This window comes from Duganella rhizosphaerae (assembly GCF_040364205.1).
In the GTDB taxonomy this organism is placed as follows: domain Bacteria; phylum Pseudomonadota; class Gammaproteobacteria; order Burkholderiales; family Burkholderiaceae_D; genus Rugamonas; species Rugamonas rhizosphaerae.
In genome coordinates this window covers 118,753-142,999 of record NZ_BPWK01000008.1, presented here as the reverse complement: position 1 = coordinate 142,999, position 24,247 = coordinate 118,753, and the positions used below count along the sequence as shown (strand labels likewise).

The following is a 24,247-nucleotide window of genomic DNA, read 5'->3' as shown; positions in this document are numbered from 1 at the left end:
TGGGGTTAGTTCCTCAGCCTGCGCCGAGGTAGACGAACTTGAAGGTGAACACGCAAGCGATCGCCCAGATCACTGGACGCACTTCGCGCACACGGCCGGTCAACAGCTTCAGCACCGCATAGGAGATGAAGCCGAACGCCACGCCAAGTGCGATCGAGTACGTGAACGGCATGGTCAGCGCCGCGATGGCGGCTGGCACGCTTTCGGTGGTGTCGGACCAGTCGATGTCGACCAGTTCGCGCAGCATGAGGCAGGAAACGTAGAGTAGCGCAGGCGCCGTGGCGTAGCTAGGCACAACGCCGGCCAGCGGCGAGATGAACAGGCAGGCCAGGAACAGCACGCCGACGGCGACGGCGGTCAGGCCGGTACGGCCGCCCGCCTGCACGCCGGCGGCGCTTTCGATGTAGGCGGTGGTGCTGGAGGTGCCCAGCAGCGAACCGGTGACGATGGCGCAGCTGTCGGCCAGCAGCGCCTTGTTCAGGCGTTCCATCTTGCCATTGACCAGCAGGCCGGCGCGGTTGGCCACGCCCATCAGCGTACCGGTGGCGTCGAACAGTTCGACCAGGAAGAACACCAGCACCACGTTCAGCAGGCCGACCGAGATCGCGCCCATCAGGTCCAGCTTGAACAGGGTTGGCGCCAGCGATGGCGGCATATCGACGATGCCGTTGAAGGTGTTCCCTGCGACGAAGAAGCTCAGCACCGTCACGACCAGGATGCCGATCAGGATCGCGCCCTTGACCTTCAGGCGGTCCAGCGCGACGATGATGAAGAAACCGACGATGGCCAGCAAGGTAGGCGCCTTGTGCAGGTCGCCCACGCGCACCAGCGTCTCCGGGCTGCTGACGACGATGCCGGCGCTTTTCAGCGAGATCAGGCCGAGGAACAAACCGATGCCGACGGTGATGGCGGTGCGGATCGAATGCGGAATGCCGTTGACGATCATCTCCCGCAGTTTGAAGACGCTGACGAACAGGAACAGACAGCCGGAAATGAAGACCGCGCCCAGCGCCATCTCCCAAGGCATGCCCATGCCCTTGACGACCACATATGCGAAGTAAGCGTTCAACCCCATGCCCGGCGCCATAGCAATCGGATAGTTTGCGTACAGGCCCATAATCAAACAGCCCAGGGCGGCCGCGATACAGGTGGCGACGAAGACAGCGCCCTTGGGCATGCCGGCGTCACCGAGGATGGAGGGGTTGACGAAGATGATGTAAGCCATCGTCAGGAATGTGGTCAGACCTGCCACCAGTTCGGTGCGCACATCGGTCCCATTCTCTTTCAGCTTGAAGAATTTTTCCAAAATTAACATAACGTCTCCGTGTTCTATTTTTAACTACTTATTGGTCATTCGCCGATTAAACATGGGAACAATCGACCTAGACCTTATCTCAGGGGCCACCGCGTGAAATTGCTTCTGTGGCATACCTGCTATCTGTTATGACCTATAACAGCCGGGGCGCGCCGCATTTGAATGCGGCGTAGCCCCGTTTCCAACCCTCCTAAACGAATTCGCCGATTTTCGCGACCACGGCCTTGCGCACCGAGCCAGTCACAATGAAGGAGCGCGCCACTTCAAGGTCGTCGTGCAGCCAGCGGTCGCCGTCGAGGCAGGCCGGGATCTGCGCGCGCACCGAGTCGTAAGCCACTTGCGTGCCTTTTCCGAGCACAAAACCTGGCAGCAGATTTTCTGTCATCGTCAGCGCCTGGGACGCCAGCAACATTTCTACGCCGACAATGTACTGTGTGTTCGACACCACAGTGGCGGCCTTGCGCGCGCACCAGGTGGAGTTGGACACGTGGTCTTCGCTGTTGCCTTTGGCCGGAATCGAGTCGACGCTGCCCGGCATGCACAGCGTGCGGTTCTCCATCACCAGGGAGCTGAGCGAGCATTGCATCACCGGATAACCAGTGTTCACGCCACGTACGCCGGACATCAGGTTGCGCGGTAGGCCCCACGACAGCGTAGGATCGATCAGGCGCGCGACGCGGCGCTCGACGATGCTGCCCAGGTCCGCCACGGCCATCGCCAGCAGATCCATCGCCTGCGCCAGGTATTGGCCGTGGAAGTTACCACCGGAGATGATCTCGAAGCCGCCGCCGTCCTTGCCGAAGATCAGCGGGTTGTCGGTGGCGGAGTTCACTTCCTTGTCGAGGATGGTGTCGATGTAATCGAGCGCATCGAACACCGGGCCGTAGACCTGCGGCGCGCAGCGCAGCGAGTACACGTCCTGGATGCGGGCGGTGTACGGGATGTCGGTGCGACGCAGCTCTTCCGGGAACTGCACGGCGCGCGCTTCGTGCGTGGTGCGGGTGGAGCCGTCCAGCAGGTCGCGGATAATGGCGGCGGTCTTGATCTGACCAGCGTGCGGGCGCGCTTCGTGGATGCGCGGATCGAAGGCCGACATCTCGGCGCGCATCGCTTCCAGCGTCAGGCCCAGCGACAGGCAGGCGTCGGACAGCATATTGCGCGCATCGGAAGCGGCCAGCAGCGCCACCGCCAGCGAGACGGTGCAGCCGTTGATCAGCGCCGATGCATCCTTGGCCTTTAGTTCGAAGACCACCGGGCCGACGTTGGAAGCGCGGATCGCGTCCGGAGCCGACATGCGCTGGCCCTTGTACATCACTTCCGCTTCTTCAAAGCCGGCGATGGCGGCCGCCAGGTAGGCCAGCGGCGCCAAGTCGCCCGAGGCGCCGACGGAACCCTTCTGCGGCATGATCGGGTGGATGCCGGCGTTGACGAAGGCCAGCAGACGGTCGACCACTTCCACGCGCGGCGCGGAGTAGTTGCTGGCGAAGGCGTTGGCGCGCAACAGCATGGTGGCGCGGCTGACTTCTTCGGAGAACGGCTCGCCCATGCCGCAGGCGTGGGCCTTGATCAGCTGCGTCTGGAACAGGACGATGTCCTGCACCTTGACGCGGGTATCCTTCAGCATGCCGACGCCGGTGTTAAAGCTGTACATCATCGGCGCTTCGTCGTGCATCCAGGTCGACTCGATATAGTCGCGGCTTTCCTTCAGCGCGGCGCGCGACGATGCGGCCAGGTTCACTTCGATGGAGTGGTCGCGGGCGACGTCGACGACTTGCGCCGCAGTCAGGTTGAAACCATTGATGGTGGTAGTAGTCATGATCTGTCTTCTTTATCAGTTGGCGCCGGCGGCGAACCACGCACCGAGTTCGGAGCGTTCTTCTGGCGTGATGTTGGTCATATTCCCGATCGGCATAGCCTTCAGCACCACGGCCTGCTGGTTGATCTTGGCCGCGTTCTGGTGGATCAGCTCAGGCGTGTGCAGCATGATGCCGGCGGGCGCCGTGGCAAAGCCGGGCTGTGTAGGCTGGGCCGCATGGCAGCTGACGCAGCGCTGGTTGACGATCGCCTGCACACGGTTGAAGTCTGGCGCCGACACGCTGGCATGGGCCGCACCGGCGGTGTCACCGGCGATAGCTGGCGCAGGTGCAGCCGCAGGACGAGGTGCGATCACCACGGCAACCGCCGCCAGGATCGCGACACCGGCCGCAGGGAACTGCCACGCGGTCTTGCCGTGATGGCGCAGGTTGAAGAAGTGACGTATCAATACGCCGGCCGCGATGATCGCGCCCAGCAGCGCCCAGCTGTAAGCGTGGCTGTAGGTCATCGCATAGTGGTTGCTGATCATGATCAGCAACACCGGCAGCGTGAAGTAGTTATTGTGGACGGAACGCTGCTTGGCCTTCTTGCCGTGGATAGGATCGGGCGATTTGCCCTGCTCCATCGCTTCCACCAGCTTGCGCTGGCCAGGAATAATCAGCATCAGCACGTTACCGACCATCATGGTGCCGATCATGGCGCCGACGTGGATGTAGGCGGCGCGGCCGCTCAGGAACTTGGTCAGCACATAGGCCATCGCGACGATGAACACGAACATGATGATGCCCAGCAGGCCATCTTTCTGACCCAGCGGCGAGCGGCACAGCGTGTCGTAGAACAGCCAGCCCACCAGCAGCGAGCCGAGGCCCACACCGATCGCCTGCAACTGCGACAGGTCCGCGACCGACTTATCGATCATCATCGCCGAGGCGTTGAAGTAGTAGACGATGAACAGCAGCGAGAAGCCGGAGATCCAGGTCGCGTAAGCTTCCCATTTAAACCAGTGCAGGTCCGACGGCAGTTCGGCCGGCGACACCAGGTATTTCTGCGGATTGTAAAAACCGCCACCATGCACGGCCCACAATTCTCCGGATACGCCTTTCTTGGCCAGGTCGGAACCCGGCTTCGGTGGTCGTATGCTGTTGTCGAGCCAGACGAAGTAGAAGGATGCGCCGATCCACGCGATCCCCGTGATGAGATGCAGCCAGCGCACCAATAGATTGAGCCAGTCCACGCCGTAAGCGAGCAATTCCATGTTGTCCCCAATGATTGGATTAAGCTCGTCTGCCACCGCGGGCGCTCCAGACGATTGGGATGATTTCCCTTTTGGCCGCGAACTGTTGAAAGCTCCGCTGCGACCGATTGAAAACCGTACGCAGAACACGCACGGTCTGGGACGAACGATAAAACTAATTCTGGCTTTTCGTATGGCAGTAGCCGTATATTAAAAATAGGCTCACCGTTATAGATCGATCATCATGGCACAACTTCCCGACCACTTAGACCTGCACCTCATACGCATTCTGTACATGCTCCTCTGCGAAAAAAACGTTTCACGCGTCGCGATGAAACTGGATCAAACGCAGCCCTCCATCTCGGCCTCGCTGCAAAAACTGCGCGAGCTCACAGGCGATCCGCTGCTGGTGCGCGGCGGCCGCGGCATGGTGCCGACCCAGCACGGCGAGAGCCTGAAGGCGCCCGCCAAACGCATCCTCGACGAGGTGGGACAGCTATTCCTGCACAAGACGCCGTTCGCCTCCAAGGAGGAAGGCCGCACCTTCCGCATCGGCGCGCCGGACTACCTCGATATTCAATTTCTGCCCAACGTTGTGGCGCGCTTGCGACGCGAGTCACCCAAGAGCCGCGTCATCATCCACAGCCTGGGCGCCGAAGTGGACGCGATCCGCATGCTGTCCGACGGCGAACTCGATCTGCTGATCGGTAACTGGGAACAGCCACCGGAGCACTTGCACCTGTCGCGCCTCTTCGAAGACCCGATCATCTGCGCCATGCGGGCCGACGCGCCCTATGCCAAGCGCACCGATTCCAACGACATGACGCTGGACGATTATCTGAGCCTGCCGCACGTGGCGCCCTCGCCCACGCTGCCCGGCTTCCATGGCGTAATCGACTCCTTCCTGGCGCAGCAGGGCTACCAGCGCAACGTGGTGGTGGAATCGGCGTATTTCAGTCTGATTCCCTACATGCTGACGCAGACCGACATGGTGCTCACCACGGGGCGCCAGTACCTGCGCTTCTACGAGCGCAACCTGCCGATCAAGACCTTCACGGTGCCGGTGCGCTTCCCGACGATGCGCTTCTACCAGCTGTGGCACGAGCGCGTGCACCAGGCGCCGGAACACAAGTGGCTGCGCGACCAGGTCACGCAGGCCGCGCAAGCGCTGACCGCGAAATAACCCCCAACCCGATGGGGTCTGACCCCGAGGGGTCAGACCCCTGCCTCCGGTGTGCGGGGTCAACCCGTGGCACGCCCACAACACTCTCCATAAGCCCGGGCTGAATGCGGTTATGGCTCCGGGCGTATATAACAGCCTCCCTCGCCATATATCATTCCTCATATACCAAGAGGAGACGGGCCACCGCCTGCACAACAATGACAATCACACTAGATCACCTGAACCGCTGCGGCGCCGAAGAATTCACCCAGCTGCTGCATGGCCTGTACGAACACTCGCCGTGGATCCCGGAGCGCGCCGCCGCGCAGCGCCCATTCTCCACCCTCTCCGCCCTGAAACAGGCGTTGCAAGGCGTCGTACAGAAAGCCACCGAAGCCGAACAACTGGGCCTGGTACGCGCCCACCCGGAGTTGGCCGGCAAAGCCGCCCTCGCCGGTGAACTGACCGCCGAGTCGACCGGCGAACAGGCGCAGGCCGGCCTGACCCACTGCTCCGCCGACGAACTGGCGACGCTGCACAAGCTGAACGCCGATTACAACGCCAAATTCGGTTTCCCCTTCATCCTCGCCGTCAAAGGCCCGACCGGCAACGGCCTGACGCGCCAGGAGATCACTGCCGCCTTCAGCCGCCGCCTGCGTTCGCAGCGCGACGACGAACTGGCCGAATGCCTGCGCCAGATCGGCCGCATCGCCGAGATGCGCCTGAACGCGCTGCTGCAAGTGGAACTCCAATTCGGCCCGACCATCATGCAATGGGCTGAAACCATCGGCGCCTGGAGCGACGATGCCGACAACCTCACCTGCGCCTACATGACCGACGCCCACCGCAAAACCGCCGCCCAGCTGGCGACGTGGATGAAGGAAGCGGGCATGGAAGTGTCGATCGACCCTGTCGGCAACGTCGTCGGCCGCTACAAGTCGGACAAGCCAGGCGCCAAAGCTCTCTTGACCGGCTCCCACTACGACACCGTGCGCAACGGCGGCAAGTACGACGGCCGCGAAGGCATTCTGCTGCCGATCGCCGTGGTCAAGCACCTCAATGAACGCGGCGAACGCCTGCCGTTCGACCTGGAGATCATTGGCTTCTCGGAAGAAGAAGGCGTGCGCTATCAAAGCACCTTCCTCGGTTCCAACGCCGTCATCGGCCAGTTCGACATGGCGCTGCTGGACAAGGCGGATGCACAAGGCATCACCATGCGCGACGCCCTGACCGCGGCCGGCCACGATGTCAGCAAGATCGCTTCGGTGGCCCGCAAGCCGGAAGACGTGCTGGCCTTCGTCGAAGTCCACATCGAACAAGGCCCGGTATTGCTGGGCAAAGGCCTGCCGACCGGCGTCGTCACCTCGATCGCGGGCAGCTGCCGCTTCCATGTCGAACTGACCGGCCTGGCCAGCCACGCCGGCACCACGCCAATGATCATGCGTAAGGACGCCGCCGCTGCCGCAGCAGAAATCGTGCTGTACGTCGAAGACCGCTGCGGGCGTGAACGTTCGCTGGTCGGTACCGTCGGCCAGCTGCACGTGCCGGACGGCTCGGTCAACGTGATCCCTGGCGCCTGCAAGCTGTCGCTGGACATCCGCGCCGCCGACGACGCCACGCGCGACGCCGCCGTCACCGATATCCTCAATCAAGCGGAAGCCGTCTGCGCCCGCCGCCAGATCGGCCTCAAAATCACCAAGATCATGCAGGCGCCTGCCGCTCCGTGCGCACCGTGGCTGGTCAAGCAGTTCGCCGCCGCCACCGAACGTGCTGGCGTCGAAGTATTCGAACTGCCATCCGGCGCCGGCCACGACGCCATGGCGCTGGCCCGCATGACCGATGTCGCCATGCTGTTCACGCGTTGCGGCAACGGCGGTATCAGCCACAACCCGCTCGAAACCATGACCGCCGACGACGCCGAAGTATCGGCACAGATCTTCCTGGACTTCCTGCGCCAGTTCCAAACCAAGTAAGCGGAGCCACCATGTCTACACCCGTGTCTGAACCAATTCGATTCTTCTATCGCGGCGAAGTGCATAACGTCGCAGACGGCGCACCAACCCGCACCCTGCTCCAGCACCTGCGCGAAGACCTGCACTGCACCGGCACCAAGGAAGGCTGCGCCGAAGGCGATTGCGGCGCCTGCACCGTAGTCGTAGCGGAATTGCAGCCCGACGGCGAAGTGGCCATGAAGTCGGTCAACTCCTGCATCCAGTTCGTGCCCACGCTGGACGGCAAGGCCGTCTTCACCATCGAAGACCTGAAACAGGCCGACGGCAATATGCACCCGGTCCAGGAAGCACTAGTCGAATGCCACGGATCGCAATGCGGCTTCTGCACGCCGGGCTTTGCCATGTCGCTGTGGAGCCTCTACCTGAAACAGGAGGGACAAACCACGCCGCCCTGCCGCAAGACCGTGGACGAAACCCTGTCCGGTAACCTGTGCCGCTGCACCGGCTACCGCCCTATCATCGATGCCGCACGCCGCATGGGCGAGCTGCCTCCCGTCAGCTTCGACCGCGAGGCGCTGAAAGCCTCGCTGCAAACCATCCAGCGAACCGAAATGTACAGCTACACCCACGACGGCCAGACCTTCTACGCCCCGCGCACGCTGGCCGAACTGGCAACCCTGCGCGCAGAAAATCCCACCGCCACCATCGTCGCCGGCTCGACCGACGTCGGCCTGTGGGTGACCAAGCAAATGCGCAACCTCGGCGACATGATCTACGTGCGCCAGGTGCAGGAGCTGTACCGCATGGTGGAGGAAGACGGCATGCTCTATATCGGCGCCGCCGTCTCCCTCAACGATGCCTACGAGGCGGTCTGCAAGCATTACAAGGGAGAGCTGCATGAAATGTGGCAGCGCTTCGCCTCGCAACCGATCCGCAACACCGGCACACTGGGCGGCAGCGTCGCCAACGGTTCGCCGATCGGTGACTCGGCGCCATGGATGATCGCGCTCGGCGCGGAAATCGTCATCCGCAGCGATAAAGGCCAGCGCTCCATGCTGCTGGAGAAGTTCTACCTCGATTACATGAAGAAGGACTGGCAACCGGGCGAGTTCGTCGAAGCCGTGCGCATTCCACTGCCGCGCAAGGACATCCACTTCCGCACCTACAAGCTGGCCAAGCGCTACGACCAGGACATCTCCGCCGTCTGCGCCGCCTTCGCCTTCACGCTGAAGGACGGCGTGGTCAGCGACGCCCATATCGCCTACGGCGGCATGGCCGCCACCTCGCGCCGCGCACCACTGGCCGAAGCAGCCGTCAACGGCAAGCGCTGGGATGAAGCCACGCTGACACTGGCGATGGCCGAACTGGCCAAGGACTACACGCCGCTGAGCGACATGCGCGCCACGGCCAGCTACCGCATGAAGACCGCGCAAAACCTGCTGCGGCGTTATTGGCTGGAGACCAATCCGGACTCCGCCCAGCCGCTGCAGTCGATCAACGCCTATCACTACGCAGAGGGAGTCGCCGCAGCATGAACAGCAAATCCGAAGCATTCCTGACGCAACCTGCCGTTCCGATGGCGTGGGCCGAAGTCGGCCAGTCGCACCCGCACGAATCGGCGGTGCTGCACGTCCTCGGCGAAGCCACCTACACCGACGATATTCCGGAAGTCGCAGGCACGCTGCACGCCGCACTGGGCATCTCGGCCAAGGCGCACGCCAATATCCTGTCGATGAACTTCGACGCCGTCAAAGCCATGCCAGGCGTAGTGGCCGTGTACACCCACAAGGACATCCCAGGCACCAACGACTGCGGCCCTATCATCCATGACGATCCGATCCTGTCGGAAGGCCTGGTTGAATATGTTGGCCAGCCTATCTTCATCGTGGTGGCGAACTCGCACGACAACGCCCGCCGCGCCGTCAAGAAGGCGGTCATCGAGTACGAAGAACTGCCGGCCATCCTGACGCCGCAAGCCGCGCGCGATGCCAAATCGTTCGTTGTGCCGCCAATGCACCTGGCACGCGGCGACGCGCAGGCCGCATTCGAGCGTTCCAAGCACCGCTTGAAGGGCGAGCTGCATGTCGGCGGCCAGGAGCAGTTCTACCTGGAAGGCCAGATCTCCTACGCCATTCCGAAGGAAGGCAAGGGAATGCTGATCTACTGCTCGACCCAGCATCCTACCGAGATGCAGCACGTGGTCGCGCATGCCCTGCACCGTCATTCGCACGACATCGTGGTCGAATGCCGCCGCATGGGCGGTGGCTTCGGCGGCAAGGAATCGCAATCCGCGCTGTGGGCCGCATGCGCCGCCATCTCGGCCGCGCACCTGCGCCGCCCGGTCAAGCTGCGCGCCGACCGTGACGACGACATGATGGTCACCGGTAAGCGTCACTGCTTCTACTACGAGTACGAAATGGGCTACGGCGACGACGGCCGCATCGTCGCTGCCAAGGTTGAAATGGTCTCCCGCGCAGGCTTCTCGGCCGACCTGTCGGCACCCGTCGCCACGCGCGCGGTCTGCCACTTCGACAACGCCTACTACCTCGGCGACGTCGACATCCGCGCCATGGCCGGCAAGACCAACACACAGTCCAATACCGCCTTCCGCGGCTTCGGCGGCCCGCAAGGCGCCATCGCGATCGAATACATCGTCGATGAAATCGCCCGCAACCTCGGCATGGATGCGCTGGACGTCCGCAAGATCAACTTCTACGGCCGTAATGACGAAGAAGGCCGCAACGTTACCCAGTACAACCAGAAAGTGGTCGACAACGTCATTCACGATCTCGTCGCGCAGCTGGAAAGCGAGAGCGATTACCGCAAACGGCGCGAGGACATCAACGCCTTCAACGCAAAGAGCAAGGTTCTCAAGCGCGGGCTGGCGCTCACGCCGGTCAAGTTCGGCATCGCCTTCAACGTCACGCACTTCAACCAGGCCGGCGCGCTGGTTCACATTTACACGGACGGCTCGGTGCTGGTCAACCACGGCGGCACCGAAATGGGCCAGGGCATCAACACCAAGGTTTGCCAGGTTGTAGCACATGAACTGGGCATCGACCTCGCCATGGTGCGCGCCACCGCCACCGATACCAGCAAGGTCGCCAACACCTCAGCCACCGCCGCATCAACCGGCGCGGACTTGAACGGCAAGGCGGCGCAGGATGCGGCCAACACCATCCGCAAGCGCCTGGCCGAATTCGCCGCCAAGCGACACGACGGCGATCCTGCCACGGTGCGCTTCGAGGCCAACTTCGTCCATGTCGGCGAGGAGGCGATTCCATTCGCGGAGCTGGTGCAGAAAGCCTACATGGCGCGCATCCAGCTGTGGTCCGACGGCTTCTACGCCACGCCCGGCCTTCACTGGGATCCGAAGACCATGAGCGGCAATCCGTTCTCGTACTACGCTTACGGCGCCTCGGTGTCGGAAGTGGTGGTCGACACGCTGACCGGCGAATGGAAACTGCTGAAGGCCGACGCGCTGTACGACGCCGGCAATTCCCTGAACCCTGCCATCGACGTTGGCCAGGTCGAAGGCGCCTTCATACAAGGCATGGGCTGGCTGACCACCGAAGAGTTGTGGTGGAACCCGGCCGGCAAGCTGATGACGCACGCGCCTTCCACCTACAAGATCCCCGGCGTGTCGGACTGCCCGGAGAATTTCAGCGTACGCCTGTTCAAGAACCGCAACGTCATGGACAGCATCCACCGCTCGAAGGCGGTCGGCGAACCGCCGCTGCTGCTACCGTTCTCGGTGTTCTTGGCGATCCGCGACGCCTGCTCCAGCGTCGGCGATCATCGTTACAACCCACCGCTGCGCGCTCCGGCAACCAGCGAGGCTATCCTCGACGCGATCAGCGTCGTGCAGGAACGCGCAGCGGTGCAGGATGCGGCGGAAGCAGCGAACTAATCATGTCGACTCCCTTCAATCTCAACGCACTGACGGCGGCGGCCAGCAAGGCTGTTCCGCGCGTGCTGGTCACAGTGGCGCAAGTCGCCGGCTCCGCGCCGCGCGAGCCTGGCGCCAAGATGCTGATCACCCAGTATCACGCCTTCGACACCATCGGCGGCGGCCATCTCGAAATGGTCGCCACCGACATCGCCCGGGAAATGCTGGCCATGCCGGCCGGTGAACTGCGCGCCGAACGCCGGCTGGAGCGCTTCCCGCTCGGCCCTAGCCTCGGCCAATGCTGCGGTGGCGTGGTCCATCTGGCGTTCGAACGCATCATGCCGGAAGCCGGAGAGCATTTCGGCGCCCTGGCGCGCCGCTGGCGCGATGGCCAGGACAGCTGGCGCATGGTGCCGCTGGATTGCGTCGAACCGGCCAGCATCTATGACGCCGCCGGCACCCATTTGTGCGGCCCTGGTCCTACGGCGCTGGCCCGTCCGGGCCCCGGCATCGACTGCAAGGTGCGCATCGACGATCACGGCAAGCGCTGGCTGATCGACTCCTGCCTGCCTTATCGTCCGCGCCTGTACCTGTTCGGCGCCGGCCACGTGGGCGCCGCCATCGTACGCGCCTTGGCCGAGCTGCCATGCCAGGTGGTGTGGATCGATGAGCGCGACGACATGTTCCCATCGGTCCTGCCGGCCAACGTGCGCGTCGAAGCGACCGATACGCCGGAAGCCGTGGTGGAAGAAGCGCCGGCCGGCACCTCCTTCCTGGTGCTGACGCACAGCCATGCGCTGGACCAGCAGCTGTCCGAGCATATCCTGCGCCGCACAGATTTCACCTGGTTCGGCCTGATCGGCTCCAAGACCAAGCGCGTGTCCTTCGAACGTCGTTTGCAGGAACGCGGCATTCCGGCCGCCCGCATGGCCGACATGACCTGCCCTATCGGCCTGCCCGGCATTCACGACAAGGCGCCGGCGGTGATCGCCGTCTCGGTGGCCGCGCAGTTGATGCAAGTGTGGGAGGCCGCCGCACTGGCCGCACCGGTGGAAATCGGTGCTAAAATGAGCGCATCTGCTCAAACCGTATTATCGGAAACGCAAACCACATGCACCAACTGATGTTCTTCCAACTGCCTGCAACTCGGGCGCACTCACTCTCCGGCAGCGCCGGGGCGGGAGCGCGCTATCGCCCCTCATTAGTCTAGCCACCCGCTAGCAACCCCGCCGGCAGTAAGCCCAAGCACACATAACCGGTGTGGCGCCACGCGCCCGCCTTCATCGCCGACGACCATGTCAGTCGCGTCGCGCACTCGCGCGCGTCAACTGGCGTCCGCAACACGGAAAAAGGAATGAACATCATGGCAAGCATCATCACCCAAAGCGGCACCTTCCAGGCCTATCGCGCCAGCCTCCTGCACTTCAGCGACGATCCGGCATTCGCCACCAACGCCTGCTCCTGGCACGAAGACGGCCTGTTGATCGTCAACGACGGCAAGGTCCACCTGGCCGGCGATTTCAGCCAGCTGATCGCCTTCCTGCCGCAAGGTACGCCGCTGCACGACTATCGCGGCAAGATCATCATGCCGGGCTTTATCGACACCCACGTGCACTACCCGCAAACGGACATGATCGCCTCGCCGGCGCCAGGCCTGCTGCCATGGCTGGAAAAGTACACCTTCCCGACCGAACGCAAATTCTCCGATCCTGAGCATGCGGCCAACGTCGCCAGCTTCTTCCTCGATGAACTGACCCGCTGCGGCACCACCACCGCCATGGTCTACTGCACCGTGCATCCGCAATCGGTGGACGCCTTCTTCACCGAAAGCGAAAAGCGCAACCTGCGCATGGTCGCCGGCAAGGTGCTGATGGACCGTAACTGCCCGGACTTCCTGCAGGACACCGCCGAAAGCGGCGCCCGTGAAAGCGAAGAGTTGATCAAGAAGTGGCACAAGCGAGGCCGCCAGCTGTACGCCATCACCCCACGCTTCGCACCGACGTCCACCGAAGAGCAGCTGGAACTGGCCGGTGCCCTGGCCAAAGCCTACCCGGACACCTTCCTGCAAACCCACGTTGCCGAGAACACCGACGAAGTGGCTTGGGTTAAATCGCTGTTCCCGAACGCCCGCAGCTACATGGACGTCTACGACCATTTCGGCATGATGCGTCCGCGCTCCATGTACGCCCACTGCATCTGGCTGGACGATGCCGACCGCGCCCGCATGGGCGAAACGCAGTCCGCCATCTCGATCTGCCCTACTTCCAACCTGTTCCTGGGCAGCGGCCTGTTCGACTTCGAACGTGCGGATGCGAAGCGGGTACCGCTGTCGCTGGCCACCGACGTTGGTGGCGGCACGTCGTTCTCAATGCTGCAAACGATGAACGAAGCCTACAAAGTGGCCCGCATGGGCGGCACCTACCTGCAAGCGATGCGCATGTTCTACCTGGCTACGCTGGGCGGTGCCCGCGCCATGCAATTGGAAGGCACGATCGGCAATTTCGTGCCGGGCGCGGAAGCGGACTTCATCGTGCTCGATCCGAAGGCCACCCCGCTGCTGGCGCGCCGCACGGAGCGCACCGACTCGGTCGAGGAACTGCTGTTCGCCATCGCCATGCTGGGCGATGACCGCGCCATCTCCGCCACCTACGCCGCCGGCAAAGTGGTGCACCAGCGTCAGGACTGAACGGATGAACCCAAGCGAATGGCAGGCACGCGTCGATCTCGCCGCGTGCTATCACCTGTGCGCGCTGAACGGCTGGGATGACGTGATCTACACGCACATCTCGGCCGCCGTGCCGGGCGAGGCGGAACGCTATCTCATCAATCCGTTCGGGTTGCGCTTCGATGAAGTGTGCGCATCGAACCTGGTGAAGGTGGACCGCGACGGCAACCCGGTCGACGCCGCGCAGTACGACATCAACCGTCCTGGCTTCGCGCTGCATGCGGCAGTGCATGGCGCCCGGCACGATGTCGCCTGCGTCATGCATCTGCATAACGTCAACGGCATCGCGGTCGGCGCGCAAAGCGAGGGACTGCTGCCGCTGTCGGCGCACGCGCTGCGCTTCTACGGCGTGCTGGCCTATCACGACTACGAAGGGCTGTCGATGACCGACGGCGAGCAGGCGCGCCTGCTGGAGCGGTTGGCCGACCACCCGGCCATGCTGCTGCGGAATCACGGATCGCTGATCTGCGGCAGGACCATCGCCGAGGCCTTCGTGCTGATGGAGGCGCTGGACAAAGCCTGCGCGATCCAACTGAAAGCCCAATCTGCCGGCGGCCGGCGCCATGTCCCGCCACCCGAGATCTGCCTCAAGGCGCATCGGGAACTGCTGGGCGACGGCACGCCGGACGGCAAGCTGGAATGGCCCGCGCTGTTGCGCAAACTGGACAAACTCAGTCCCAACTATCGCTCCTGAAAGGAACCGCTATGCCAACTATCAACGTACAACTGTTCGAAGGCCGCACGCAGGAGCAGAAGCGCGCGTTCGTCAAAGCCATCACCGAGGTCACGGTCCAGACGCTGGGCGCGTCGCCGGAATCGGTCGACATCATCATCCACGAGTGCAAACGCGAGAACTGGGCCACGGCCGGCAAACTGTGGTCTGAGCAGGAGTAATCGGGTACGATACAGCCAGCGCAACCGGCGCTGATCAGCGTATAGCACCATGAAACGAAGAACTTTACTCAGCCTCGCCGCGGCACTCAGCTGCGGCACCGGTTTTGCGCGGGCGGCGCAAGGCAAGGAGCTGCGGGTCGTCACGACCCACTTGCCGCCGCTGGTCATGGAGAACGACGACCAGCATCCGGGCGCGCTGCTTGAACTGCTGAGTGAACTGTGCAAGCGCGTACAAATGCGCCTCAAGCTGGAGTTTGCGCCGTGGAAGCGCGCCTTGTTTCTGGCGACTTCGATGCCCGAGACGGCGATCTTCCCCGTCACGCGCCTGCTGGAGCGCGAGACCAAATTCCGCTGGCTGGCGCCGATGTATGAAGAACACTACATGTTCCTGGCTGCGAGCAACGGCAAGTTCGACATCCTGCACCCGGAAGAAATGAAGACCCGGCGCATAGCGCTGCTGCGTGGAGCGGCGCAGGCGGCCATTCTGCAGGAACTCGGCTACCGGAATATCATCGAAGCCAATTCGATCGAAGAGGTGCACCGCTATCTGCTGAAGGGCATGGCCGACGCGGCGTTCGGCGAACAGCACATCATCCAGAGTTCACTCATGAGCCGCTCAGCGCAAAAGGACTTCCATCTCAGCGCGCCAGTGCGTACCACCATCGCATGGCTGGCGGGTTCGCTGGACTTTGACGACACCACCGTCCAGCTATTCCAGCAAACAAAGGCCGCCATGGATGCCGATGGCACGACCCGCCGCATCCTGGGCAAATACAAGCTGACTTAAAGGCTCCCCAGGCCGGCCAGGGTCCGATGCACCGCGACGTCCAGCGGCGTACGTGGTTCGGCGCCCAGCACCTGCACCAGCCGCTTGTTCGACATGTGAACCGGTTGCTGCCAAAGATAACGCATCTCGCGCAGTTCGCGGAACACCGTCACGAACGGCGAGGCCAATGCCAGCAGCCACCAGGGGAAGGCGCTGGCCTTCAGTTCGGGCTTGCGGGCCGCGCGGGCGATTGCCGCGACCATCTGGGTGCCGTCAGCGTCCCAGTGCCCCTCCATCTGGAAGCGCGCGAAGGTGTCCAGCTGCTCCTCCTTTTCGACCAGCCGCACCATCGTCTCTGCGACGTCCGGCAAATAAGCCCATTGGTGTCCGATTCCCACGCTGCCCGGGTAGCTGATGGCGGTCAGCGGCTTACCTGGTTTGATCAGGCCTTGCGCGAACCAGTTGTTACCGGCCTTGGGACCGAAGAAATCGCCGGCCCGCACGATCAGCGTGCGCACGCCGTCGGCGGCCGCCGCTTGCAAGCGCGCTTCCAGCTCGACGCGGATCGCGCCTTTGCGGGTGACCGGCTGCTGCGGCGACTCCTCGTCAATGATCGGAAACGCGTCCGGGCCATAGTTGTACACGGTGCCAGGCAGCAGGATGCGGGCGCCGCTGGCGCGGGCTGCGGCGATGCTGTTGTCTATCATCGGCAGGACCAACGCGCCCCAGTTGCGATAACCAGGTGGGTTGACGGCGTGGACGATCAGCTGGACGCCGCGCGCGGCGCTCACCACGTCGTCGCGGTTCATCGCATCGCCGGTCAACCAGTGCATGCCGTCGTTCACTTTCGCGGCGCGCTGTGGTTCGCGGTGCAGCGCCTTCACATGCCAGCCGCGCGCCACCAGAAGACGTGCCACCTCGCCGCCGATGCCGCCCGTTGCGCCCAGTACCAGTGCTGTTTTTTCCATGATGTTCTCCGTTTGGTAAGTTGACGGAGCCAGTGTCGCCCAAACCGGGTTAAAAGAAAATTAGCGAAATTAGCATAGCCACTATACAATTTCGTATGACCACGAACGAACCAAACTGGGATCACTACCGTTCCTTCCTGTCCGTGCTGACGGAAGGATCGCTATCGGGCGCCGCCCGCGCGCTGGGCCTGACCCAGCCGACCGTCGGCCGTCATATCGACGCGCTCGAGCATGCGCTCGGGTTGGCGCTGTTCACCCGTTCCCAAACGGGCTTTATTCCGACCGAGGCGGCCTATGAACTGGAACCGTACGCGCAGACGCTGGCCGCCACCTCATCGGCCCTGCTGCGCGCCGCTTCCAGCATGGGCCGCGACGGCGAGCACGGCATCCATGGCACGGTGCGAATCACGGCCAGTGAAGTCGTCAGCGTCGAGGTACTGCCGCCACTTCTGGCCAAGCTGGCGCGCAGCCATCCACGCATCCATGTCGAAGTGGCCGTATCGAACAAGCTGGAAAACCTGCTGCGCCGCGACGCCGACATCGCGGTACGCATGACCAAACCGGAGCATGAAGCCTTGATCGCCCGCCGCATCGGCAATATCGAACTGGGATTCTTCGCCCACCGCAGCTACCTGAAGCGGCGCGGCACACCCCGGAAATGGGACGAACTGGCCAACCACACCCTGATCGGCGTTGATAGCGAAACCGCCTATACCCGTGCCATGCGCGCCAGGTTCAACGCCCCGCCGCACGAAGCGCATCAGCTCCGCTGCGACAACGACGTGGTCCAGCTGGCGGCGATCCGCGCCGGCGTCGGCATCGGCATTTGCCAGGTCGCGCTGGCACATGCCCACGGGTCGCTGGTCCGGGTCCTGCCCGACCAGCTATCCATCCAGCTCGACACCTGGCTCGCCATGCACGAAAACCTCCGCAACAACCCCGCCTGCAGCGCCGTCTTCAGCGCGCTGGCCGTCGGACTGTCAGCCTATGTCGACTCCCAGGGAGCGCTCACCTTGTGAATTGAGCGCCTGTTATCGTCCTGCTATAATTTCCGGCTTCGATAGTCAGGAATCCATCATGTCACTGCTAGATCACCAACTCGAACTGCTGGCGCCAGCCAAAACCGCCGAGATAGGCCGCGAAGCCATCTTGCACGGGGCCGACGCCGTGTACATCGGCGGCCCGGCATTTGGCGCCCGCCACAACGCCAGCAACACCATCGAGGAGATCTCCGCCCTGGTGGATTTCGCGCACCGCTACCGCTCGCGCATCTTCGTCACACTGAACACCATCCTGCATGACTCCGAGCTCGATGCGGCGCGCAAGCAAATCTGGCAGCTGTACAACGCCGGCGTCGATGCGCTGATCGTGCAGGACATGGGCCTGCTCGAAATGGACCTGCCGCCTATCCAGCTGCATGCCAGCACCCAGTGCGACATCCGCACCGTGGAAAAGGCGCGCTTCCTGGGCGCGGTCGGTTTCTCCCAGCTGGTGCTGGCGCGCGAACTGACCATCGAACAAATCCGCAAGATCCGCGCGGAAGTCGATACGCCGCTGGAATACTTCATCCACGGCGCCCTGTGCGTGGCCTACTCGGGTCAATGCTACATCTCGCACGCGGACACCGGCCGCAGCGCCAACCGCGGCGACTGCTCGCAAGCCTGTCGTCTGCCGTACACGCTCAGCGACGGCCAGGGCCGCGTGGTGGCCTACGAAAAGCACCTGCTGTCGATGAAGGACAATGACCAGAGCCGCAACCTGGAAGCGCTGGTGGACGCGGGTATCCGCTCCTTCAAGATCGAGGGGCGCTACAAGGATATGGGCTACGTGAAGAACATCACCGCCCACTACCGGCTGCTGCTGGACGAGATCATGGAGCGCCGCACCGAATTCACCCGCGCGGCGAGCGGCCACACCCGCATCCTGTTCACACCGGACGTGGACAAGACCTTCCACCGTGGCCACACCGACTACTTCGCCAATGGCCGCACGGAGGAAATCGGCGCCTTCGATTCGCCCAAGTATGTGGGTATTGAGCTGGGCGTGGTCGACCGCCTTGGCCTGGACTATTTCGACATCGTCACCAATGCGCCGATGGCCAATGGCGATGGCCTGAACTACATGCTCAAGCGCGAAACGGTCGGCATCCAGGCCAACCGCGCCCAGAAGCTGGACGACGTCGACGACGGCCAGCTGTGGCGCGTATTCCCGAACGAGGACATGCGCACGCTGACCGGCCTCAAACCCGGCACCACGGTGCTCCGCAACCGCGATCACCAGTGGGAAGCGACCTTGCAGAAGAAATCTTCCGAGCGCAAGGTGTCGCTGCAGATGGAACTGAGCGAGCACGCCCGCGGCCTGCGCCTGTCGCTGCGGGACGAGGATGGTATCCGCAGCAGCACCGACGCCACCTTGGTGCTGGAGCCGGCACAGCAGGCGGCGCAGGCCGACGCCTCCCTGCGCGCCCACTTGGGAAAATTAGGTAGCACGATGTTCGAAGCGGACGGCATCGAGTTGAAGCTTTCGCAGCCATGGTTCGTGCCGGCCGGCGTCATTAACGGCCTGCGTCGCGACGCCATCGCAGCGCATGAGGCGGCGCGTCTGGCGGCCTGGGAACGCCCTGCGCGCAAGAAGCCTGCGCAGCCCCGCGCCGTGTATCCGGACACGCAACTGAGCTATCTGGCCAATGTCTACAACGAGAAGGCGCGCGCCTTTTATCACAACCACGGCGTGCAGCTGATCGCCGCCGCCTATGAATCGCACGAGGAAGCGGGCGAAGTGCCGCTGATGATCACCAAGCACTGCCTGCGCTTCTCGTTCAACCTCTGCCCGAAGCAGGCCAAGGGCGTGCAAGGCGTTCAGGGCCAGGTACGCGCGGAGCCTATGACATTGGTGAGTGGCGACGAGACCTACACCCTGCGCTTCGATTGCAAACCCTGCGAGATGCACGTGGTGGGCGCAATGAAGCCAGGCATCCTGAACTCTCCTCCACCGTCGAACGTCGCCTACTCGCCGCTGACCTTCCACCGCCAACGCCCGCGCGTCGGCAGCAGCAGCCAGGTCGCCAGCACGAACGGGGCGGTAAAGTAGGACAGGCCGGCCGCGCCCAACGCGAGGCAGAACAGGATGCTCAGCGCTGGTCCCAGCAGGCGCTGGGACCGGGAGCGTTCGAAGGTAGCCAGTGCCAGCGCGGTCAACGCGCTGTTGATGCCCATGCCGGTGGCCTGGCTGCTGACGATAGGCGAATTCAGCACCCATGCAGCGCCGCTCGCGACACACCAGGCCAGGACGGCGCCATAAAGCGTCCACATGGCCAACCGCCAGCGGCGGCGGGCCAGCGCGGCCCATACCAGCACGCCGAGTGCGGCCGGACCGATGAAGCTGACCTGACCCAGCGTACAAAACAGGAAGCTTGACGGAGCCAGGTTGCAGGCTGCGTCCGCGACTTGCACTGTCGATCGGATGCCCAGCAGCGGCGCGCAGGCAGCGGTCAGCCACATCGCGGCCACGAACAAGGAAGTCAGCACAGGGATGCCGGCACGTTGCGCAACGCGGCTGAGCAAAGCGGTCAACACGGCAATGACCGCAATCCAGGCCACCAGCGCGGCACTGAACTGGTAGCCGGCGCACAGGCCAACCCCGCTCAGCGCGGCGTTGAAGCTGTACAGGCCCTGGCGGCAGTCTTCATCGGGGAACGCCAGCGCCCAGGACGTCGCCGATGCGATGCAGGCGCCCACCAAACAGCCCAGCGCCAACACCGGCTGGGTCAGATACAGGCAAAGCAGGACGACCGTGCCGAAGATCGGCGAGTCCTGAAGGTAGATCTGCGCTATCGCCGTCAGCTGGCGTTGCAGCACCATGGGCACTGCAACGCGTGGCGACGACGATAGAATCACGCTGCTGCCGGCTCGTCGTCCGGCCAGATCTGCGCGATACGGAGCAAGTTGGTGCTGCCCGGCTGGCCAAACGGCACGCCGGCCGTGATCGCGATCTGATCGCCCGGTTTGCCGAAGCCTTCCCGCAGCGCCGCCTGGCAAGCCGCGGCCACCATGCGATCCACATTGCGCACATCAGGACTCACCGTCGAATGCACGCCCCACGCCAGCGCCAGCCGGCGCGCCGTCGACAGGTTCGGCGTGATGCTCAGGATAGGCGCCGTCGGCCGCTCGCGCGCCGCGCGCAGGCTGGTGTGGCCGGAGCTGGTGTAGGTCACCGTCGCTACCGCGCCCACAATCTGCGTCACATCGCGCAACGCCGAGCAGATCGCGTCGCCGCTGTTCGGCATCGGCGCCTGGTTCTGGGCGTCGATCATCTGGCGGTACAGCGGATCTTTCTCCACTTCGCAAATGATGCGGTTCATGATGGCCACCGCCTCCGTCGGATAAGCGCCGCTGGCCGATTCCGCCGACAGCATCACCGCATCGGCGCCGTCATAGATCGCGCTGGCGACGTCCGAAGCTTCCGCCCGCGTTGGCACCGGCGCCGAAATCATCGACTCCAGCATCTGCGTGGCGATCACAATCGGCTTGCCCTGCAGGCGGCAGGCGCGCAGGATGCGCTTCTGCACGCCCGGCACACGCTCCGGCGGAACTTCCACGCCCAGATCGCCGCGCGCCACCATGATTGCGTCGGATACGGCGACGATGGCGTCGAGCGCATCCAGGGCCGCCGGCTTCTCCAGCTTCGCCAGCAGCGATGCGCGGTTGCCGACGATGGCGCGAGCCTGCACCAGATCTTCCGGGCGCTGCACGAACGACAGCGCAATCCAGTCCGCTCCCATTTCCAGCGCAAAGTCCAGGTCCCGCAGGTCTTTCTCGGTCAGCGCCGGGATAGGCAGCACCACATCCGGCACGTTGACGCCCTTGCGGTCCGACAGCACGCCGCCGTTGACGACGCGGGTGCGGATCACGCGGCCTTCATTGCCCAGCACCGCCAGCCGCAGCTTGCCGTCGTCCAGCAGCAACGATTGGCCGGCGCCGATCACTTCGAACAGCTCCGGGTGCGGCAGGCATACGCGCTGCGCAGTGCCAGGTGCAGGATCGCGGTCCAGCGCGAACTCCTGCCCCGCAACCAGCGTCACTTTGCCCTCGGCGAACTGGCCCACGCGCAGCTTGGGGCCCTGCAGATCGGCCAGGATGGCGATCGGCCGGCCGACGCTGCGTTCGATTTCACGCACGATGTTGCAGCGCGCCTGATGGTCCTGATGGGTGCCGTGGCTGAAGTTAAAGCGGAACACATCGGCGCCCGCTTCAAACAATGCCAGGATGGCTTCCTTGCTGCTGCTGGCCGGGCCGAGCGTGGCCACGATTTTGGCCTGACGTTGACGTCGCATTGGGTATTCCTTTTTTACAGAATTAAAACGGCTCGGAAGTCGTTGACGTTGGTGCGGGTCGGGCCGCTGACCACCAGGTCGTTCAACGCGCTGAAGTAGCCGTAGCCGTCGTTGTTTTCCAGCAGAGTCTTGGCCCGCAGCTTCTGCGTCAGGCCGCGTTCCAGCGAATCCGGCCCGTACAGCGCACCGGCGTTGTCCTCGGAACCGTCGATGCCGTCGGTATCGCAAGCCACCGCGTGGATGCCGGGGTGGCCGTCCAGCGCCACCGCAAGGCTAAGCAGGAACTCGGCATTGCGTCCGCCGCGCCCGGAACCGCGTACCGTCACCGTGGTCTCGCCGCCGGAGATGATGACGCAAGGCCGCTGGAACGGCTGGCCGCGCGCCGCCACCTGCCGGGCCATCGCCGCGTGGACGATGGCGACATCGCGCGATTCACCTTCGATGCCGTCGGACAGGATGTAAGGCGTGATGCCGACTGCGGCAGCGTGCGCCGCCGCCGCCTCCAGCGCGTCCTGCGCAATAGCGATGACGTGATGACTGTTGCGGGCGAAGCGTGGATCACCCGGCTTCGGCGTTTCGCCGGCGCCGGATTCCAGGTGCTCGCGGATGCTGTCCGGGATGGCGATATCGTACTTGCGCAACACCGCCAGCGCATCGGCGCAGGTGGTTGGATCGGGCAGCGTCGGGCCGCTGGCGATGATGCCGGGATCGTCGCCGGGGACGTCCGAAATCAGCAGCGTCACCACGCGGGCCGGCGCGCAAGCCAGCGCCAGGCGGCCGCCCTTGATGGCCGACAGGTGCTTGCGCACGCAGTTCATCTCGGAGATCGCGGCGCCGCTCCTCAGCAAGGCCTTGTTCAGCGCCTGCTTCTGCTCCAGCGTGATGCCGGGCGCCGGCAATGCCAGCAGCGAGGAACCGCCGCCGGAGATCAGGCATATCACCAGATCGTTTTCGCTCAGGCCCTTTACCATGTCCATCATGCGGCCGGCGGCGGTGAGTCCCGCTTCGTCCGGCACCGGATGGGCCGCTTCGATCACTTCGATGCGCTCGCAGTCCACGCCATGCTCGTAGCGCGTGACGACCAGCCCGGAGATGTCACCTTTCCAGTGACGCTCGACAGCGCGCGCCATCGCGGCGGCGCCCTTGCCTGCGCCGATCACCAGCGTGCGGCCGTTCTTCGGCGGCTCCGGCAGGTAAGCCGGCAGGCACTTCTCGGCGCTGACAGCGTCCACCGCGCTGCCATACAGATCGAGCAGGAATTGGCGTGGATTCAGGGTACTCATTACGCCTCGGCGATCTGGTGGTTGGACATGATTTCGATCGCGCGGCACAGTGCCGAGTGGTCCATGCCGCCCAAACCATTGGCCGCGCAGGCATTCATCAGTTCCTGCGCCATCGCGGTATTCGGCAGCGACACGCCCATCGCCTTGGCGCCTTGCAGGGCCAGGTTCAAGTCCTTCTGGTGCAGTTCGATGCGGAAGCCAGGATTGAAGGTGCGCTTGACCATGCGCTCGCCGTGCACTTCCAGGATGCGCGAGTTGGCGAAGCCGCCCATCAGCGCCGAGCGTACCTTGGCGGGATCGGCGCCGGCCTTGGATGCGAACAGCAGCGCTTCGGCCACGGCCTGGATGTTCAGCGCCACGATGATCTGGTTGGCGACCTTGGTGGTCTGGCCGTCGCCGTTACCGCCGACCAGGGTGATGTTCTTGCCCATCAGTTCAAACAGCGGCTTGACGATTTCGAACGCCGCTTCCGAGCCGCCAACCATGATCGTCAGCGAACCGGCCTTGGCGCCGACTTCGCCGCCGGATACCGGCGCATCCAGGTATTCGCAACCGAGCGCATTGATCTTCTTGGCGAACTTTTTGGTTTCGATCGGCGAGATCGAGCTCATATCGACCACGATGGTGTTCGGACGCAGGCCCTTGGCCACGCCTTCTTCACCGAACAGCGCCGCTTCGACGTGCGGCGTATCCGGCACCATGACGATGATGATGTCGGCGCGCGCAGCCACTTCGGCGGCCGAGGTGCAGACGGTGGCGCCGGCTTCGATCAGCGGGAACGGCGGGTTCTTGATGTCGTGCAGGTACAGTTTGTGACCACCGTTCAGCAGGTGCTGCGCCATCGGTGCGCCCATGATACCCAGACCAATAAATCCAACTCGAGACATGATATTTTCCTTGTAAAGTTTTGGT

General features: G+C 63.8%; 19 protein-coding genes. 11 read left to right on the top strand and 8 right to left on the bottom strand.

Annotation, left to right across the window (positions count from 1 at the left end):
* Positions 1–13 precede the first annotated feature (13 nt).
* From RUGAMON1_RS18500 to RUGAMON1_RS18490, 3 genes are all read right to left on the bottom strand, one after another.
* Positions 14–1,315 carry an NCS2 family permease gene (locus RUGAMON1_RS18500; RefSeq protein WP_445231885.1) on the bottom strand — a complete coding sequence of 434 codons (1,302 nt, stop codon included), beginning with the start codon at positions 1,313–1,315 and terminating at the stop codon, positions 14–16.
* 190 nt (positions 1,316–1,505) lie between these two features.
* Positions 1,506–3,131: an HAL/PAL/TAL family ammonia-lyase gene (locus RUGAMON1_RS18495; RefSeq protein ID WP_445231884.1), complete on the bottom strand. Its 1,626-nt coding sequence runs from the start codon at positions 3,129–3,131 to the stop codon at positions 1,506–1,508.
* Between the two features lie 15 nt (positions 3,132–3,146).
* Positions 3,147–4,385 carry a urate hydroxylase PuuD gene (locus RUGAMON1_RS18490; RefSeq protein ID WP_445231883.1) on the bottom strand — a complete coding sequence of 413 codons (1,239 nt, stop codon included), beginning with the start codon at positions 4,383–4,385 and terminating at the stop codon, positions 3,147–3,149.
* A 223-nt stretch (positions 4,386–4,608) separates the two neighbouring features.
* Here RUGAMON1_RS18490 and RUGAMON1_RS18485 point away from each other — a divergent pair, with 223 nt between their 5' ends.
* From RUGAMON1_RS18485 to RUGAMON1_RS18445, 9 genes are all read left to right on the top strand, one after another.
* A complete protein-coding gene (locus RUGAMON1_RS18485) occupies positions 4,609–5,547 on the top strand; it encodes a LysR family transcriptional regulator (RefSeq protein WP_026334574.1) in 939 nt (312 codons plus the stop codon).
* A 197-nt stretch (positions 5,548–5,744) separates the two neighbouring features.
* A complete protein-coding gene (locus RUGAMON1_RS18480; RefSeq protein ID WP_445231882.1) occupies positions 5,745–7,499 on the top strand; it encodes an allantoate amidohydrolase in 1,755 nt (584 codons plus the stop codon).
* Positions 7,500–7,522: 23 nt separating this feature from the next.
* A complete protein-coding gene (gene xdhA / locus RUGAMON1_RS18475) occupies positions 7,523–9,013 on the top strand; it encodes a xanthine dehydrogenase small subunit (RefSeq protein WP_445232081.1) in 1,491 nt (496 codons plus the stop codon).
* Entirely contained in the window at positions 9,010–11,388 is a 2,379-nt protein-coding gene (gene xdhB / locus RUGAMON1_RS18470) for a xanthine dehydrogenase molybdopterin binding subunit (protein ID WP_445231881.1), read from the top strand. Before xdhA ends, xdhB begins: the two co-directional genes overlap by 4 nt.
* A 2-nt stretch (positions 11,389–11,390) precedes the next feature.
* Positions 11,391–12,491, top strand: coding sequence for a xanthine dehydrogenase accessory protein XdhC (xdhC, locus tag RUGAMON1_RS18465; RefSeq protein WP_445231880.1), 1,101 nt, complete (start codon positions 11,391–11,393; stop codon positions 12,489–12,491).
* 239 nt (positions 12,492–12,730) lie between these two features.
* Positions 12,731–14,053 carry a guanine deaminase gene (guaD, locus tag RUGAMON1_RS18460; RefSeq protein WP_445232080.1) on the top strand — a complete coding sequence of 441 codons (1,323 nt, stop codon included), beginning with the start codon at positions 12,731–12,733 and terminating at the stop codon, positions 14,051–14,053.
* Positions 14,054–14,057: 4 nt separating this feature from the next.
* Entirely contained in the window at positions 14,058–14,786 is a 729-nt protein-coding gene (locus RUGAMON1_RS18455) for a class II aldolase/adducin family protein (protein WP_445231879.1), read from the top strand.
* A gap of 11 nt (positions 14,787–14,797) precedes the next feature.
* Positions 14,798–14,986 carry a 4-oxalocrotonate tautomerase gene (locus tag RUGAMON1_RS18450; RefSeq protein ID WP_445231878.1) on the top strand — a complete coding sequence of 63 codons (189 nt, stop codon included), beginning with the start codon at positions 14,798–14,800 and terminating at the stop codon, positions 14,984–14,986.
* A gap of 49 nt (positions 14,987–15,035) precedes the next feature.
* A complete protein-coding gene (locus RUGAMON1_RS18445; RefSeq protein WP_445231877.1) occupies positions 15,036–15,773 on the top strand; it encodes a substrate-binding periplasmic protein in 738 nt (245 codons plus the stop codon).
* Here RUGAMON1_RS18445 and RUGAMON1_RS18440 read toward each other — a convergent pair.
* Positions 15,770–16,720 (bottom strand): NAD(P)H-binding protein, encoded by a 951-nt coding sequence (locus RUGAMON1_RS18440; RefSeq protein WP_445231876.1) that lies wholly within the window; start codon positions 16,718–16,720, stop codon positions 15,770–15,772. The two genes, RUGAMON1_RS18445 and RUGAMON1_RS18440, sit on opposite strands and share 4 nt — an antisense overlap.
* Positions 16,721–16,815: 95 nt before the next feature.
* On the opposite strand from RUGAMON1_RS18440, the gene RUGAMON1_RS18435 reads away from it, so the two are divergent.
* Positions 16,816–17,739, top strand: a complete 924-nt coding sequence (locus tag RUGAMON1_RS18435) for a LysR family transcriptional regulator (RefSeq protein ID WP_445231875.1) — start codon at positions 16,816–16,818, stop codon at positions 17,737–17,739.
* A 58-nt stretch (positions 17,740–17,797) separates the two neighbouring features.
* Positions 17,798–19,810 carry a peptidase U32 family protein gene (locus RUGAMON1_RS18430; RefSeq protein ID WP_445231874.1) on the top strand — a complete coding sequence of 671 codons (2,013 nt, stop codon included), beginning with the start codon at positions 17,798–17,800 and terminating at the stop codon, positions 19,808–19,810.
* Here the strand turns inward: RUGAMON1_RS18430 and RUGAMON1_RS18425 are convergent.
* From RUGAMON1_RS18425 to RUGAMON1_RS18410, 4 genes are read right to left on the bottom strand one after another with little or no spacing between them, the layout of a single operon-like run.
* A complete protein-coding gene (locus RUGAMON1_RS18425) occupies positions 19,726–20,616 on the bottom strand; it encodes an urea transporter (protein ID WP_445231873.1) in 891 nt (296 codons plus the stop codon). The two genes, RUGAMON1_RS18430 and RUGAMON1_RS18425, sit on opposite strands and share 85 nt — an antisense overlap.
* A complete protein-coding gene (pyk, locus tag RUGAMON1_RS18420; RefSeq protein ID WP_445231872.1) occupies positions 20,613–22,052 on the bottom strand; it encodes a pyruvate kinase in 1,440 nt (479 codons plus the stop codon). Before pyk ends, RUGAMON1_RS18425 begins: the two co-directional genes overlap by 4 nt.
* Positions 22,053–22,066: 14 nt before the next feature.
* Positions 22,067–23,335 carry a glycerate kinase type-2 family protein gene (locus tag RUGAMON1_RS18415; protein ID WP_445231871.1) on the bottom strand — a complete coding sequence of 423 codons (1,269 nt, stop codon included), beginning with the start codon at positions 23,333–23,335 and terminating at the stop codon, positions 22,067–22,069.
* Positions 23,335–24,222 (bottom strand): 2-hydroxy-3-oxopropionate reductase, encoded by an 888-nt coding sequence (locus tag RUGAMON1_RS18410; protein WP_026334569.1) that lies wholly within the window; start codon positions 24,220–24,222, stop codon positions 23,335–23,337. Before RUGAMON1_RS18410 ends, RUGAMON1_RS18415 begins: the two co-directional genes overlap by 1 nt.
* Positions 24,223–24,247: the final 25 nt, after the last annotated feature.

Bases quoted from the DNA above. Each gene is read 5' to 3' on its own strand.
- RUGAMON1_RS18500 (WP_445231885.1), bottom strand. From the start codon at position 1,315: ATGTTAATTTTGGAAAAATTCTTCAAGCTGAAAGAGAATGGGACCGAT.
- RUGAMON1_RS18495 (WP_445231884.1), bottom strand. From the start codon at position 3,131: ATGACTACTACCACCATCAATGGTTTCAACCTGACTGCGGCGCAAGTC.
- RUGAMON1_RS18490 (WP_445231883.1), bottom strand. From the start codon at position 4,385: ATGGAATTGCTCGCTTACGGCGTGGACTGGCTCAATCTATTGGTGCGC.
- RUGAMON1_RS18485 (WP_026334574.1), top strand. From the start codon at position 4,609: ATGGCACAACTTCCCGACCACTTAGACCTGCACCTCATACGCATTCTG.
- RUGAMON1_RS18480 (WP_445231882.1), top strand. From the start codon at position 5,745: ATGACAATCACACTAGATCACCTGAACCGCTGCGGCGCCGAAGAATTC.
- xdhB (WP_445231881.1), top strand. From the start codon at position 9,010: ATGAACAGCAAATCCGAAGCATTCCTGACGCAACCTGCCGTTCCGATG.
- xdhC (WP_445231880.1), top strand. From the start codon at position 11,391: ATGTCGACTCCCTTCAATCTCAACGCACTGACGGCGGCGGCCAGCAAG.
- guaD (WP_445232080.1), top strand. From the start codon at position 12,731: ATGGCAAGCATCATCACCCAAAGCGGCACCTTCCAGGCCTATCGCGCC.
- RUGAMON1_RS18455 (WP_445231879.1), top strand. From the start codon at position 14,058: ATGAACCCAAGCGAATGGCAGGCACGCGTCGATCTCGCCGCGTGCTAT.
- RUGAMON1_RS18450 (WP_445231878.1), top strand. From the start codon at position 14,798: ATGCCAACTATCAACGTACAACTGTTCGAAGGCCGCACGCAGGAGCAG.
- RUGAMON1_RS18445 (WP_445231877.1), top strand. From the start codon at position 15,036: ATGAAACGAAGAACTTTACTCAGCCTCGCCGCGGCACTCAGCTGCGGC.
- RUGAMON1_RS18440 (WP_445231876.1), bottom strand. From the start codon at position 16,720: ATGGAAAAAACAGCACTGGTACTGGGCGCAACGGGCGGCATCGGCGGC.
- RUGAMON1_RS18435 (WP_445231875.1), top strand. From the start codon at position 16,816: ATGACCACGAACGAACCAAACTGGGATCACTACCGTTCCTTCCTGTCC.
- RUGAMON1_RS18430 (WP_445231874.1), top strand. From the start codon at position 17,798: ATGTCACTGCTAGATCACCAACTCGAACTGCTGGCGCCAGCCAAAACC.
- pyk (WP_445231872.1), bottom strand. From the start codon at position 22,052: ATGCGACGTCAACGTCAGGCCAAAATCGTGGCCACGCTCGGCCCGGCC.
- RUGAMON1_RS18415 (WP_445231871.1), bottom strand. From the start codon at position 23,335: ATGAGTACCCTGAATCCACGCCAATTCCTGCTCGATCTGTATGGCAGC.
- RUGAMON1_RS18410 (WP_026334569.1), bottom strand. From the start codon at position 24,222: ATGTCTCGAGTTGGATTTATTGGTCTGGGTATCATGGGCGCACCGATG.